The organism is Salinivibrio sp. EAGSL (assembly GCF_013366455.1).
Classification (GTDB): domain Bacteria; phylum Pseudomonadota; class Gammaproteobacteria; order Enterobacterales; family Vibrionaceae; genus Salinivibrio; species Salinivibrio costicola.
Genome location: NZ_JABWMG010000003.1, coordinates 133,051 through 146,336 on the forward strand (window position 1 = coordinate 133,051; position 13,286 = coordinate 146,336).

Sequence of the window (13,286 nt, forward strand, 5' to 3'; positions counted from 1 at the left end):
AGCGGCCGGATGCACAGACAAGCGCGATTTTCTCTGGCGCCAGCTGCTTCAACTCCCTATAATCAGGCGGTTTATGTTGATTCCGCCAAGCTTCCCCTGGGTATTCATATTATGAGTGACAACAACCACCACTGCGTTATTATCGGTATTGCAGGTGCCTCTGCTTCCGGTAAAAGCCTGATCGCCAGCACCATTTATAAGGAATTAAAGGAAAAAGTCGGTGATCATCAAATCGGCGTGATTACAGAAGATAGATATTATCGTGATCAGAGCCACCTCAGCATGGAAGAGCGCGTAAAAACCAATTATGACCACCCTCAGGCACTGGATCACGATCTTTTGTGTGAGCATCTTGAAGCATTGGTCGCCGGTCAGCCGGCTGATGTGCCGGTTTATAGTTACTCCGAGCATACCCGTATGGGAGAAACCACGACGATGACGCCCAAAAAAGTGATCATCCTCGAAGGTATTCTGCTTCTCACCGATCCCCGTCTTCGCAATTTGATCCACGCCAGCGTCTTTATGGACACGCCACTTGATATTTGTTTACTGCGTCGGATGAAACGTGACGTTGCCGAGCGCGGTCGTACCATGGATTCGGTGATGGAGCAGTATCAAAAGACGGTCCGCCCTATGTTTATGCAGTTTATTGAGCCGTCGAAGCAATATGCCGATATCATTGTCCCGCGCGGGGGTAAAAACCGCATTGCGATTGATGTACTAAAAGCGCATATCGCGCGTTTACTTAAAGCGTAAGGCATGATCTCCCATCACATGATGGGGCAATGACTGTGTCTCTAGGTAATCAGTCGTGGTTTAATCCATAATGTGTGCGCGAATATATCGAATGTGTGCGCGAATATATCGAATGAGTGCGGTGCATAAAGCAAAACACCGCGTGAGTAAATAACCGTGAGGAATGTTAGATGCGACTGTGCGACAGGCATATCAAAGAACACCTTGATGATGGCCGCATCAAAATTGATCCCCGTCCTGCCGCAGACGCGATTTCGGGCGTGACTGCGGATGTGACCCTGGGTAACCAGTTCCGTGTGTTTAACGATCATGGGGCCGCTTATATTGATTTATCGGGGCCGAAACAAGAAGTGAACGCCCAGCTTGAGCGTGTTATGAGTGATGAAATAGAAATCGCTGACGGCGACCCTTTTTATCTTCATCCGGGTCAATTGGCCTTGGCAGTCACGCATGAGGCTGTGACATTACCCGATAATATTGTCGGTTGGCTCGATGGCCGTTCATCGTTGGCGCGGTTGGGTTTGATGGTCCATGTCACGGCACACCGAATAGATCCGGGCTGGTCAGGGCGAATTGTTCTAGAGTTTTATAATAATGGGCGTCTACCGTTAGCGCTACGTCCCGGCATGCCGATCGGCGCCTTAAGCTTTGAGCCCATGTCAGGGTCAGCGGACCAGCCTTATAATAAACGGGACAATGCCAAGTACAAAAATCAGCAAGGGGCAGTCGCCTCTCGTATTAGCCAAGACAAGGCTTAATGAGTGAAATGCGCCTGAGGGCGCATTTTTTTTCTCACCAGGAACTCGACGGTTAAATCGTGGTCGATAACGCGTCTGACACACAAGGAGCATCTTGCAATGATAAAAAAAATCGTCCTTATTCTCGCAGCATTTGTCGTGGTGTTGATTGGCGCCGTCGCGACTTTAATTGCCACGGTAAACCCCAATCAATTTAAACCCTTGCTGGTGGAACAAGTCGCAGAGCAAACGGGCTATGAGGTCGTTATCGGTGGCGACATCGAGTGGCAGTTCTGGCCGAGTTTGGGCTTTTCCATTGCTGAGGTGGCGATCAAAAACCGACCTGGTTTTGATGAGCCTGATTTACTCCGTTTGTCCCGCGCGCAATTATCCGTTGATGTGTTGCCATTGATGTCTCAGACATTACAAGTGGGTGAAATTGTCTTACAAGACCCGCATGTATTTATCCAAACGTTGGCGAACGGCGATAGCAATGTGACGCCAACTCAAACAGTGACGCCAACTCAACCAAAAAACGTTGGCGCGTCGGCAGAGCGACAGACAAGTTCGACGTCGTCAGAGCCGGCTAGCCAGCAAGATACAGTGAGTGGGACGTGGCAAGTTTCTTTACAAGGTCTACGCGTCACCAATGCCAGTGTCGTGATTAAAGATGATCAGGTGGGTACGCAAACGGCCTTACGAGATGTTGATCTCCAAGTGGGCAATATAGCAACCGATATATGGACGCCACTGACCGTATCACTGCGTGGCGAACAGGATGGTGCGACCTTCAGCGCGCAAGGGCAGGGTGAACTGAAGCTTGCCGCGGATCCACAACAAAGTCAGTTACGAGAACTTGCGCTAAATGTTTCGGCACAACAAGGCGAGATGACCATCAATGAAGCCAATATTACCCTCGACCGTGCCGCCTTGGGTCAAGCGGCTCAGCTCGGCTTTAATATCAATGCGCAGACGTCAGAGCTAAAGGTTGAAACCTCTGGAAACGCACAAGTTACTGTGGCAGAAAGCCAAGACAAGGTCACAGTGCAGGGGTTGGACATGCTCACTCAGCTCTCGGGTGACGCATTACCCGGCGAGTCGCTGACTCAAGAGCTGGCGGCAGATATCGTCTTCGATGCCAAGCAGCAAACGTTAGATATCACTGAGATGACCAGCCGTCTTAATACTGACGAGGTGGTCATAGACGGTAAAGTGGCCATCAAGCTGGCAGATATCCCGCAAATTCGTTTTGCACTCAATACCAATCACATCGATCTCGATACCTTGTTACCGACAGACAATGCAGCGCCTCGTCAATCTGCAAACGAAAGTCAGTCTGGGTCCAATGATGGATCCAGCCCCAGTACGCAAACTGGGTCACTTAGCCAAGAAGAGCCTGATCTGAGAGTGTTGAAGACGCTGGATATTGCCGGCTCATTGGCGATGAAAGGGCTTACCGTGAGTAACGTTACCTTAGGACAAACACGCGCCACGGTTGCTATCAACCGTGGCAAAGTCGACGTGTCCGAGCTGATCACGCAAGCCTATGAAGGCAGGGTAGTTGTGCAAGGGATGTTAGATGCCACTCAAACCCCCGCGCGCTATCAAGTGAGTAAAAAAGCACGCAACATTGCCATCTTGCCGTTATTGGAGGATGTCGCACAGGTTGATCTGCTTGAAGGCAAAGGCAATGTGGATATTAACCTCCAAGGTCAAGGTTTATCGCCTTATGCTCTCCGTCAGGCGATTCAGGGCAGTGCTGCGATTTTCTTTGAGGATGGCGCGATCAACGGCATTAACTTGGCACAAATGCTGAGAGAAGCAAAAGCGACGTTGAAAGGAGAAGCGACCAGCAACGCTGCCAACGATGTGCGCAAAACCGACTTTAGTGCGCTCACCGCCAGTTTTACCATCGGAAATGGCATGGCACGTACCAACGATTTGCTACTAGAAGCCCCAGCGCTGCGAGTCAGAAGTGAGGGGCAAACTGATTTGCTGAAAGAAACGTTAGATTTTGATGTGTTCACGTCTGTGGTTGAAACCAGCAAGGGTCAAGGCGGCAAAGATATTGATGAACTTCGTGATGTGACCATCCCAGTGACGGTGGCCGGTACCTGGCAATCGCCGAGTTATCAATTAGATATCAAGCAGCTACTCAGCAGCAACAAAGTCTTGGAAGAAAAGGCACGCAAAGAAGCACAGCGTGGGATTAAAAAGTTACTGGGTGATAAAGCGGATGATGACAAGGTCAAAGAGGCAACCGATAAACTGCTTAATTTATTCCAGTGATCGGTTTACAACTTTTTACGCTAATAAATCAAAACCTTGTTAAAGGATAAGCGATGGATTCTATTACCCAGGCGGCACTGGGCGCGGCGGTTGCTGGGTTAGTCTCGGGCAAGCGCTGTTCTCCAAAAGTGCTTTTGGCCGGTGCTGCATTGGGCACCTTACCTGACTTAGATGTGCTGATTGATTATGGCGATCCGGTGGCGAATACGGTCAACCACCGTGGATTCAGTCACTCATTATTTGTGCTGCCTTGGGTTGGTGCAATCATCGGATGGTGCGGGTGGCGATGGCGTCGTCAATGGCCGCTGTGGCAAGTCATGACGCTGGTGATCGCGGTGCTCGTGACACACCCGTTGTTGGATGCGATGACGGTTTATGGTACCAAGCTTTTTTGGCCGTTAGACGTGCCTTCGGTAGCAGTCGCCAGCCTGTTTATTATTGACCCACTTTATACGGTGCCCTTATTGGTCAGTGTTATCGCCGCGTGTATTTGGCGACATCGGGGCGCCAAAGCATGTGGTATCGGGTTGGCAGTCTCTACGCTCTACCTGGCCAGTTCGGTCTATCAGCTTGAAAAGATTGAAGTACGTGTTGCAACCCAAACCCAAGGAACCGACTTGGCAGGGCGACCGCATATTATTATGCCCACCCCGTTTAACACGCTGCTGTGGCGAGTGGTGATTATCGGCGACGACCACTACTGGGAAGGACTCGCGTCACGCTTAGACAAAGATAAGCATATTCAATGGATCACGCGTCCTCGCGGACAATGGCCACTAGCGGGCTCGGAAACATTAATGGCACTTCGCACGTTTTCGCGTGATTTTATTCGCTTTGAAAATCGGAATGGGCAGCAGGTGGTGACCGACTTACGTTTTGGCGTAGCAAACTATCAACCCTTTCAGTTTTTGCTTGCCGAGCAAGACGCCGAAGGGCAGTGGCAGCCAGTTATGCCTAAGCAGCTTGAGCCAGGGCCGCTACGAGACAGCGCCTTGCCAACCCTCTGGCAGCGATTGCTGGGTGATCAATCGATTGATGCGCGTTTGTGTCGCCAGTCTTGCCAAGAGGATGCCGTGGACAAGACGCAGTCGATATCGTTAAACGCGAAGCCCTGAGAAAAGCGGCGCTCAGGTTAACGTCAGCCACGGCTTTCTTTGTTTTTACTCGGTAGCTTACCAGTCAATGCCTTGGCGCGCTTTCACGCCGGCGTCGAAGGCATGCTTAACGTTTCTGACTTCCGAGACGGTATCTGCTATCTCAACTAAGCGGCGGTGTGCGCCACGCCCAGTGATGATAACGGATTGTTCGCTAGGGCGTTGTTGCAGCGCATCAATGACTTCATCGAGGCTGATATAGTCGTACGTGATCATGTAGGTGATCTCATCCAGTACCACTAAATCGTAGCGGTCATCCGCAAGCATCGCCTGACACGCTGCCCATATTTGCTGAGCGGCTTGGGTGTCTGCGGTTTTGTCCTGCGTATCCCAGGTAAAACCGGTACTCATCACGTGAAAGTCGACACCATGTTGGCTCAGTAAATCCCGCTCTCCACAAGCCCACGTGCCCTTGATGTACTGAGCTACGCCACACTTTAGCCCATGGCCGGCGGCCCGCGCCACTGTGCCAAACGCGGATGTCGATTTACCTTTACCATTACCCGTTATGATCAGGAGGAGCCCTTTTTCTTGTTGCGCGGCTTCAATTCGAGCATCAACTTTTTCTTTTAACTTTTGCTGACGCTGTTTGTGTCCTTGTTCTGACATACGATTTCTAACCCCAAATAAACGTTACACCATAGTAAAGCGACGTCATGCTTCATGCTACCCATAACAACGCAAAGGCAAGCAGATTGAAGCGACTAGGCATCCGAGTGTCGACTTGATAGAGTAAAACTTTACCAATAAGGAGACTCTATCGATGACACCCCCAAAAAATGTGCCGAGTCTATTGGTGGTTTGCTTAGGCAATATTTGTCGTTCACCGACGGCAGAAGCGGTATTACGCGCCCGTGCCCAGACGAGAGGGATCATGGTGAACATTGATTCTGCGGGGACAGCAGGTTATCACCAAGGTAATCCGCCAGATAAGCGGAGCCAACAGGCAGGTCAAGCGAGAGGGTACTCGTTTGCCGGTATTCGAGCCCGTCAAGTGCGGCAGGAAGATTTTGCGGATTTCGATATGATCTTAGCGGCCGATGAAAATAACTTGGCCGACCTGCACGCACAATGCCCGGCTGATTACCAAAACAAACTGTCTCTGTTTCTCAGTTGGGGAGAGCAGACGGAGGGTGCGATCCCTGATCCTTATTACGGCGGCGACGATGGATTTGAGCACGTACTGGACTTATTGGAGCAAGCGGCAGACGGTGTGTTAGACCATATTGTTGCAAAGACCAACGCGCAATAGAAGCAGTTAAGACCACAGCCAGTTAAAACACGCATAGACACGCGGGGCATGAAAAAAGGCGCTGTCATCAAGCGCCTTTTGGATTTGTGATGAGAGACGCTACCATTTTTTCTTGGGGGCAAATAGCTCGTCCAATTCGCTTTTCTCTTCTTCTTGCTCGGACTGCAATTTCTCATGACCGCTGTTTAGCGTATGAGTGATATCGCTGTGCATTTTTTCAAGATGCTGTTTCATCTCTGACGAGTATTCATCGGTCTTTGGACTGACGACATCGATCGCTTTTTTCAGTAATTGCTGCGCCGTGCCCATTTGACCTTTATTTTTCGCATCGTTGGCACGTTTAATCACGTTCTCAATATTTATCTTGAGCTGCATTTGCTCTAGTCGCGCGTTTTCCGATACAAAAGCTTGCGTTGCCAAGCGGCCTTTCGAATGCTCGGCTTTAACCACTGAGCGCAAGCGCTTGACGAGTTTGAGCATCGATATTGCCTCTCGGTCGTTATGAGGCACTTTAAACGATGTCGAGTCTCGGTTGGAGTAGCTTTGTTTGACCTGATCGATTTGAGCCTGGGTCGCACTAATTCGTTGCTTAATTGACTTATCCGATGGATCGACCTCGTACATGGCTTTCAAGGAATCCAAGATCTTTTTGTTCAAGCACGCCAGTAACGTCCCGCTATAGGGTAGATTATGCGCATTGCCAATCAGCTCTTCTGTCGCATCGATGACGGCAATGTGCTTCGCCATTTCTTGGCGCTTGTGAGACTCGATTTGCTTTCGTTGTTGAGCCAATATGTTGTAGCCGACAATCAGGCCGAGCAATATGACACAAAGGCCAGCTATCAAGGCAATATTCATAATTTAGCGTCGATGTTCCTTGCAATAAACTCAACTGGTTAAGATACACCATCTCGACTGACAGAGATAGCATCAATCGAAAGGTGAAAGCTGCATGAGTGATCCGCCTCTAACTCTGAGCGTTGCGGCCTCGTCGAATGCGCCTTTATGAGTGTGGCCCATGATCTCGCGATCTGCGATAAAGTTGTTGCAATAAAATACTATTTGCGATCGAGTCGGTTAGAATGACAGGGTAAATTGCTTAGTGAATGTGCAATCGCTAACGTTTATATAACCAAAGCCTATTAAATAGTCGAATTTGGGTATATAAATGAGTGATATAAAACCATGCTGCCACTTAACCCACGAGGCTGACGCGTCTGCACTATGAAATTACAACAGCTTAGATATATCGTTGAAGTCGTTAACCACAACCTTAACGTATCTGCGACGGCGGAAAGTTTGTATACCTCTCAACCTGGGATTAGCAAACAAGTCAGGCTGTTGGAAGATGAGCTAGGCGTACAAATATTCGAACGAAGTGGTAAGCATTTAACGCAAGTAACACCAGCCGGTGAGGCGATTGTCGAGATCTCACAAAGCATTTTATCACGAGTAGAAAGCATCAAAGCGGTCGCTAGTGAGCATACTCATCCTGAAATGGGGAACCTCAATATATCGACCACCCATACGCAAGCGCGTTATGCATTACCCGACGTGATCAAAGCCTTTACCAAGCGGTACCCGAAAGTTTCCTTGCATATGCACCAGGGGACACCGACGCAAATATCCAGTTCAGTGGCAAAGGGGACGTCTGACTTTGCCATTGCAACCGAAGCATTTCATCTCTACGAAGATTTGGTGATGCTGCCTTGTTATCACTGGAACCGCTCGATCATTGTCACGCCCGATCATCCTTTAGCACAAAAAACGGATCTCAGTATTGAGGATCTCGCGGCCTATCCGCTCGTAACGTATGTGTTTGGGTTTACAGGGCGATCTGAGCTGGATGAAGCCTTCCATCGCGCTAACCGCACACCGAAAATTGTATTCACAGCAACGGATGCGGATGTGATTAAAACCTATGTGAAGTTAGGCCTAGGTGTGGGCGTGATCGCGAGCATGGCCATGGATAGTCATGCTGATGCAGATTTGGTTGCCATCGATGCGAGTCATATTTTCGGTGCGAGCACCACCAAGATAGGCTTCCGTAAAGGAACCTTTCTTCGTAGTTATATGTATGACTTTATTGAGCGTTTTGCGCCGCATTTGACCCGAAATGTGATTGACCAAGCGGTTGCACTGCGTACCAATGAAGAAATTGATGCTATGTTCAAGGACATTCCGCTTCCGGTTCGATAAACTGTTTAAAACGACGAGGCTGCTGAGGCAGCCTTTTTTGATCACGCACTCATCAATACCTTCATGCTAATCATGTCATCTTTATCGTTCAGCGACCAATTTAATCAGTTAACCAATCTGTTGATACAGCACCAAAATCTGTGGCGACCGATGCCGATGGCGCATACTCAGCTTCCGTGGCAAGACGACGGGCCGCTTTGCCAATGGCTCGCCACGTTGGATAATACGCAGCTCGCGGCGTTAAACGCGGATCCAGACGCTGTGATAAAAAAACTCGCGACCTGGTGGCCAGCGTTAAACCAGTTACCTGCGTTAGTCTCAGTACCGATGGCGCAATATACTGATATTGAAATTGATTCGCGCTTGAATGTTGGTGTGCCGGGACGCAAATGGGCGCAAATACAGGCGTATTTAGGCGCGATGCCGCAAACAAAGACGGCGTGTTATTTAGAGTGGTGCGCTGGAAAAGGATACTTAGGACGCGGTGTCGCGGCGATCACAGGTAAACCAGTAGAAAGCGTAGAATGGCAATCGGAACTGTGCGAACAGGGACAAACTTTCGCGGATCAAAAGGCGCTCCCGATGCAGTTTTACTCGTTAGATGCAATGAGTGAGGCGGCAACAGTCGTCATTGCCGGTTGTGAGCACGGGCTGGCGTTGCACGCGTGTGGCGACTTACACGTAAAGCTTCTTCAAAAGGCGGTCGCAACGGGTATGCGTGCACTAACGGTTTCACCTTGTTGTTATCATTTAATTCGCGGAGATAGGTATCAACCTTTATCCGCACAGGCGCAGGAAGCCGCCCTGACGCTTTCAAAAGCAGATTTAAAGCTCGCGGTTCAAGAGTCCGTCACTGGCGGGCAGCGGGTGCGCCGTCAACGCGAGCAGGAGGTCACTTATCGGTTGGGCTTTGATGAATGGCAACGTGACTATCAACAATCTGATCACTATTTACCGCTACCCGCACTCAAAAAGTCACAGCTTACCCAAGGGTTCGCTGCCTTTTGCCGCTGGGGGGCCGCGCAAAAAGGGCTCACATTCCCCGGCGACTTTGATCAGACTCACTACTTGGCTCGAGGCGAAGCAAGGTTTCTCGTGCTGGAGAAAATCAATCTAATTAAAAGTGCATTTCGGCGCGCCATGGAGCTGTGGCTAGTGCTTGATCGTGTTTTATATCTTCAACAACATGGATACCGTGTCACGCTAACCCAGTTTTGTGAACGCGAACTCACGCCAAGAAACCTCCTTATTCATGCAGAGCGTACTCATGGCGACCATATTCACATAAAAAAGAAACGACGTAATAACAATTAAGCACGTGCATAACGTGTTACGCCTAGTTGACAATATCTAGCGCGCCAAAGCCGGATGGTACTCGCTGCCGCGACTGAAAATGGGTACACTGGCGGTAAATAGTTTAATGTGAAGAAACTTTATTATGCCAGATATTGGTGTGTCGATTGCGGTGGCTCTGATCTTAGGGTTAGGGTGCTTTGTGCAGAGTTTGATTGGCTTTGGAATGGCGATCGTAGCGGCGCCGCTTTTATTGATGATTGATCCGAAATTGGTACCAACGACAATTTCATGGTGGGGCTGACATTAGCCAGTATTAACGCTTGGCAATATCGTCATCAGTTGTCTTTTCGTGATTTGAGTTGGGCGTACTTCGGCCGAGTGCCAGGCACCGCGGTTGCGGGCGGGATCATGTTGGTAGTCACAACACAAATGCTTGAAATTATTATAGGTGCTGCCGTCTTGCTCGCTGTGTTTGCCAGTGTGATGCGCTTTAATATTGCCCCCAACCGGCGTAACTTTTTTATCGCTGGGTTTACGTCGGGAGTCATGGGAACAACGACCAGTATCGGTGGTCCACCGATGGCGCTTGTGTTACAGCATGCAGAGGTGAATAAAATGCGCGCCTGTTTGGCAGGCTACTTTGTTGTGAGCTGCATTTTGTCTTTAATCGCCTTGAGCGCGACCGATTATCTAACCTGGTGGCATGTCAAACAAGCGGCATTTGCCGTTCCTGCCGTATTGCTGGCGACCTGGTTGGCTTACCGTATTGCGCCACGTGTTAAACCGCAATTTGTTCGCCGAGCGATGCTAATACTCTGTACATTGGCGGGGATAAGTACATTGGCGCGCGGACTTATCGGTGCTTAAAGGTCGCACCCCATTAGCGTGGGGTGCGACCGATGGTGTGAATCAAGGTCGGCCTCGGTGTGTTATCCGATAAATTGCGCCGCGACAACCGTGATACCGCCGACCATTGCCAGGCTCAATCCAAGATTACCGCCAATGACTTGATAGTGCTCGTCAGTTGAGACCGTCTGGCGTGCCTTACGCACCATCAAAACCGGGAGTACCACGGCAAGAATGACGAGTGCGATCGCAGCGTATCCTAACGCTGTGATAAAACCCTGCGGATAATACAGCGCAAAGACCAACGGTGGGAGGTAGGTAATAGCCGCTGTTTGTAAGCGCCCGCGCACGCTATCTTGGCGGTTAAAGCTGTCGGAGATAAAGTCAAACAAGCCTAAACTGACGCCGAGAAAAGACGTAGCTAGTGCTAAATCGGCGAACAGTGAGATGCTTGAAGCGATATAGTCTTGTTGAACCACTGATTGGATAATTGCCACAAATTGGGACAGTTCACCGTTTTGTACCAAGGTAGACTGTGCCACCGTACCGAGGCTGGCTACTTGCCAAAAGATATACAAGGCCAACGGAAGGGTTGAGCCAACAATCATGACCTTTCTTAGCGAGGGTAAGTCGATCCCGACGTATCGCACAATAGAAGGAATACTGCCGTGGAAGCCAAAAGACGTGAAAATGACCGGTAACGCGGCAACCAGCAAACCTCGTTCAACGGGCATTTCGACTAAGTTAATGCTAGAGACATGAGGCGTCAGTAGGGTTAAGGCCAAGATTAAGAATAATAACTTAATGGTGAATAACCCGCGGTTAATTAAATCCACTTTACTGGTGCCCAATGTCACCACAAGACCGAAAACCAGCGTAAATAAAACGGCGCCTGCCGCAGGTGGTAGCTCAATGGCCGACCATTGCGCCAGCTTTTCATTTAATTGGCTGCCCCCACCTGCAATATATGCGGCACAAAGTGAGTAGAATAAAAAGAGCATCGCAAACGACGCCAGCCATTTTCCTTTATTCCCCAAAAACTGTTTCGCTAAACTGTGCAATGTCGCGTCGGCCTCTGCGAACTGATGCACTTCTAACATCAGTAAGGCGGTATAGGTCATTAAGGCCCACATCGCACCCATGAGTGCCATCGATGCGCCAAACCCGATGCCGGCAGAGGCAAGAGGCAACGCCAGCATACCGGCGCCAATGGTTGTGCCCGCAATAATGAGCGAACTTCCGAGTACTTTATTCATATTATGTTTAACCAATGTTAATAAATAGTTAATTATTGTGTTCGCACAAAAGATAACCTGAATTTATTCGTATTGTGCATCGTCTAGACAGATAAAAAAACGGCTTTGTGTAATGTTACAGGTACGGTGTTGTAAAATAAAGTGTACGGTGAGGGTGGGGTAGTGCATTGTGCCGTCTAATGTCATAATCAAGGTCGGATGATCGCGACAACAAGGAGCGGCAAGGTGGACAAACAACAACATGAAACCCCATTGCCACGGATCGCAATGCTCTCGACAGGTGAAGAGGTATTGCTGGGTGATATTACCGATACCAACGCCGCTTGGCTTTCAAGAGTATTATTTGAAAACGGGCTGGCGATGTCTCGTCGTGTGACTATCGGCGATGAACTTGATGATATGGCGATTGAGCTTGTACGCCTGTCACAAACGGAAGAGGTCGTGATCGTAAATGGCGGATTAGGACCGACCACGGATGATTTAACCACGGCGGCCATGGCTGCTGCGATGGGGGTAGAGTTAACCCTCAATGAAGCGTGGTTAGACGAGTTAAAACAGCGGTTTGAGCGTCGAGGCCGGCCGATGGCCCAAAGTAACCTCAAGCAGGCGATGCTGCCAGAAGGCGCAAGGTTAATTGATAACCCCAAAGGCACTGCTTGTGGCTTTCACTGTGAGCTCAACGGATGTCACTTTTACTTTACGCCCGGAGTGCCTTCTGAGTTTTTCTCAATGGTTGAACAGCAAATTCTTCCTGAGTTGTTACATAATTACCCAGCTAAAGCGCGATCGTGTTACCGTTTATTTACATTTGGGCTGTCAGAGTCGGGGATAAGCGATGTGATGGCATCGTTAGTGCTTCCCAATAGTGCAACACTCGGATATCGCTCCAGCTTGCCGTTTATTGAAGTTAAGTTGTTCATCGAGGCGGATCATGTTGAAAAAGATGCGGTTCTGGACGCGTTACGGCATCGTCTTGCGGACTATGTCGTGTCCTTTTCTGAGCCGATGACGGCGGCATTAGCTGCGGATATCAATCATCACGGTGTGGTGTTAAAAGTTGCGGAACAATTCACTGGTGGTTGGCTGGCGAGCACTTTAAACGGTCAGGCGGCACATCTGGTTGAGCAGGGTTGGGTAATGTCGAATGCGCATGTGCCAGAGCAAGCGGTCGCTAATCCCTTAGCCGCGTCATTAGCGATGGCAAGTGCGACGACGTCGCCAGGACAGCGTCAAATCGGACTTGCCTGCGGGCCTGAGCTTCACGGCCAGATATGTGTGGCGATTTCTACCCCAGAAGGTGAATGGGGGCAGCGGCTTAGTTTTAAGCGACACCTTTCAAATGACGATGCACGTTGTTATATGGCGACGGTCTTATTAGACATGCTACGGCGTTATCTTAGTGGTGAAGCCGTTATTGCGGATTATGCATCCTTAACTCGCCACGACGACATTTTTATCGATGCACAGACGCTGGCGTAGAGAAGGTTACAGAAAAGAAGAA

At 49.6% G+C, this 13,286-nt stretch carries 13 protein-coding genes; 10 read left to right on the forward strand and 3 right to left on the reverse strand.

Features of this window, described 5'->3' with window-relative positions; genetic code table 11:
• The first annotated feature begins 111 nt into the window (after nucleotides 1–111).
• The 4 genes from udk to HLG76_RS03065 all read left to right on the forward strand — a co-directional run bounded on the left by udk (nucleotide 112) and on the right by HLG76_RS03065 (nucleotide 4,897).
• Nucleotides 112–756, forward strand: coding sequence for a uridine kinase (gene udk / locus HLG76_RS03050; RefSeq protein WP_077460248.1), 645 nt, complete (start codon nucleotides 112–114; stop codon nucleotides 754–756).
• 170 nt (nucleotides 757–926) lie between these two features.
• Nucleotides 927–1,514 carry a dCTP deaminase gene (dcd, locus tag HLG76_RS03055; protein WP_021022410.1) on the forward strand — a complete coding sequence of 196 codons (588 nt, stop codon included), beginning with the start codon at nucleotides 927–929 and terminating at the stop codon, nucleotides 1,512–1,514.
• 99 nt (nucleotides 1,515–1,613) lie between these two features.
• A complete protein-coding gene (locus tag HLG76_RS03060; RefSeq protein WP_175993038.1) occupies nucleotides 1,614–3,782 on the forward strand; it encodes an AsmA family protein in 2,169 nt (722 codons plus the stop codon).
• A 53-nt stretch (nucleotides 3,783–3,835) separates the two neighbouring features.
• Nucleotides 3,836–4,897: a metal-dependent hydrolase gene (locus HLG76_RS03065; RefSeq protein WP_077460198.1), complete on the forward strand. Its 1,062-nt coding sequence runs from the start codon at nucleotides 3,836–3,838 to the stop codon at nucleotides 4,895–4,897.
• A gap of 57 nt (nucleotides 4,898–4,954) precedes the next feature.
• On the opposite strand, the gene cobO is transcribed toward HLG76_RS03065, so the two are convergent.
• Entirely contained in the window at nucleotides 4,955–5,545 is a 591-nt protein-coding gene (gene cobO, locus HLG76_RS03070; RefSeq protein WP_077460199.1) for a cob(I)yrinic acid a,c-diamide adenosyltransferase, read from the reverse strand.
• A gap of 154 nt (nucleotides 5,546–5,699) precedes the next feature.
• Between cobO and HLG76_RS03075 the strand changes: the two genes are divergently transcribed.
• Nucleotides 5,700–6,188 carry a low molecular weight protein-tyrosine-phosphatase gene (locus tag HLG76_RS03075; RefSeq protein WP_077647408.1) on the forward strand — a complete coding sequence of 163 codons (489 nt, stop codon included), beginning with the start codon at nucleotides 5,700–5,702 and terminating at the stop codon, nucleotides 6,186–6,188.
• 99 nt (nucleotides 6,189–6,287) lie between these two features.
• Here HLG76_RS03075 and HLG76_RS03080 read toward each other — a convergent pair whose 3' ends face one another.
• Nucleotides 6,288–7,046 carry a DNA repair protein gene (locus tag HLG76_RS03080; RefSeq protein WP_077575847.1) on the reverse strand — a complete coding sequence of 253 codons (759 nt, stop codon included), beginning with the start codon at nucleotides 7,044–7,046 and terminating at the stop codon, nucleotides 6,288–6,290.
• A 366-nt stretch (nucleotides 7,047–7,412) separates the two neighbouring features.
• On the opposite strand from HLG76_RS03080, the gene cysB reads away from it, so the two are divergent.
• The 4 genes from cysB to HLG76_RS03095 all read left to right on the forward strand — a co-directional run bounded on the left by cysB (nucleotide 7,413) and on the right by HLG76_RS03095 (nucleotide 10,550).
• Nucleotides 7,413–8,387: an HTH-type transcriptional regulator CysB gene (gene cysB / locus HLG76_RS03085; RefSeq protein ID WP_021022404.1), complete on the forward strand. Its 975-nt coding sequence runs from the start codon at nucleotides 7,413–7,415 to the stop codon at nucleotides 8,385–8,387.
• Nucleotides 8,388–8,459: 72 nt separating this feature from the next.
• Nucleotides 8,460–9,701, forward strand: a complete 1,242-nt coding sequence (locus HLG76_RS03090) for a methyltransferase (RefSeq protein WP_175993039.1) — start codon at nucleotides 8,460–8,462, stop codon at nucleotides 9,699–9,701.
• 124 nt (nucleotides 9,702–9,825) lie between these two features.
• Complete coding sequence (locus HLG76_RS15145) at nucleotides 9,826–9,984, forward strand: hypothetical protein (protein ID WP_368656336.1); 159 nt, start codon at nucleotides 9,826–9,828, stop codon at nucleotides 9,982–9,984.
• Nucleotides 9,972–10,550 (forward strand): sulfite exporter TauE/SafE family protein, encoded by a 579-nt coding sequence (locus tag HLG76_RS03095; protein WP_368656337.1) that lies wholly within the window; start codon nucleotides 9,972–9,974, stop codon nucleotides 10,548–10,550. The genes HLG76_RS15145 and HLG76_RS03095 overlap by 13 nt, the downstream gene beginning before the upstream one ends.
• A gap of 62 nt (nucleotides 10,551–10,612) precedes the next feature.
• Here HLG76_RS03095 and tyrP read toward each other — a convergent pair whose 3' ends face one another.
• On the reverse strand, nucleotides 10,613–11,785 hold the full coding sequence (tyrP, locus tag HLG76_RS03100) for a tyrosine transporter TyrP (RefSeq protein WP_021022402.1): 1,173 nt from the start codon (nucleotides 11,783–11,785) through the stop codon (nucleotides 10,613–10,615).
• A gap of 225 nt (nucleotides 11,786–12,010) precedes the next feature.
• Here tyrP and HLG76_RS03105 point away from each other — a divergent pair, with 225 nt between their 5' ends.
• Nucleotides 12,011–13,264 carry a CinA family nicotinamide mononucleotide deamidase-related protein gene (locus HLG76_RS03105; protein ID WP_236719548.1) on the forward strand — a complete coding sequence of 418 codons (1,254 nt, stop codon included), beginning with the start codon at nucleotides 12,011–12,013 and terminating at the stop codon, nucleotides 13,262–13,264.
• The last annotated feature ends 22 nt before the right edge of the window (nucleotides 13,265–13,286 follow it).

Bases quoted from the DNA above. Each gene is read 5' to 3' on its own strand.
- udk (WP_077460248.1), top strand. From the start codon at position 112: ATGAGTGACAACAACCACCACTGCGTTATTATCGGTATTGCAGGTGCC.
- dcd (WP_021022410.1), top strand. From the start codon at position 927: ATGCGACTGTGCGACAGGCATATCAAAGAACACCTTGATGATGGCCGC.
- HLG76_RS03060 (WP_175993038.1), top strand. From the start codon at position 1,614: ATGATAAAAAAAATCGTCCTTATTCTCGCAGCATTTGTCGTGGTGTTG.
- HLG76_RS03065 (WP_077460198.1), top strand. From the start codon at position 3,836: ATGGATTCTATTACCCAGGCGGCACTGGGCGCGGCGGTTGCTGGGTTA.
- cobO (WP_077460199.1), bottom strand. From the start codon at position 5,545: ATGTCAGAACAAGGACACAAACAGCGTCAGCAAAAGTTAAAAGAAAAA.
- HLG76_RS03075 (WP_077647408.1), top strand. From the start codon at position 5,700: ATGACACCCCCAAAAAATGTGCCGAGTCTATTGGTGGTTTGCTTAGGC.
- HLG76_RS03080 (WP_077575847.1), bottom strand. From the start codon at position 7,046: ATGAATATTGCCTTGATAGCTGGCCTTTGTGTCATATTGCTCGGCCTG.
- cysB (WP_021022404.1), top strand. From the start codon at position 7,413: ATGAAATTACAACAGCTTAGATATATCGTTGAAGTCGTTAACCACAAC.
- HLG76_RS03090 (WP_175993039.1), top strand. From the start codon at position 8,460: ATGTCATCTTTATCGTTCAGCGACCAATTTAATCAGTTAACCAATCTG.
- HLG76_RS15145 (WP_368656336.1), top strand. From the start codon at position 9,826: ATGCCAGATATTGGTGTGTCGATTGCGGTGGCTCTGATCTTAGGGTTA.
- HLG76_RS03095 (WP_368656337.1), top strand. From the start codon at position 9,972: ATGGTGGGGCTGACATTAGCCAGTATTAACGCTTGGCAATATCGTCAT.
- tyrP (WP_021022402.1), bottom strand. From the start codon at position 11,785: ATGAATAAAGTACTCGGAAGTTCGCTCATTATTGCGGGCACAACCATT.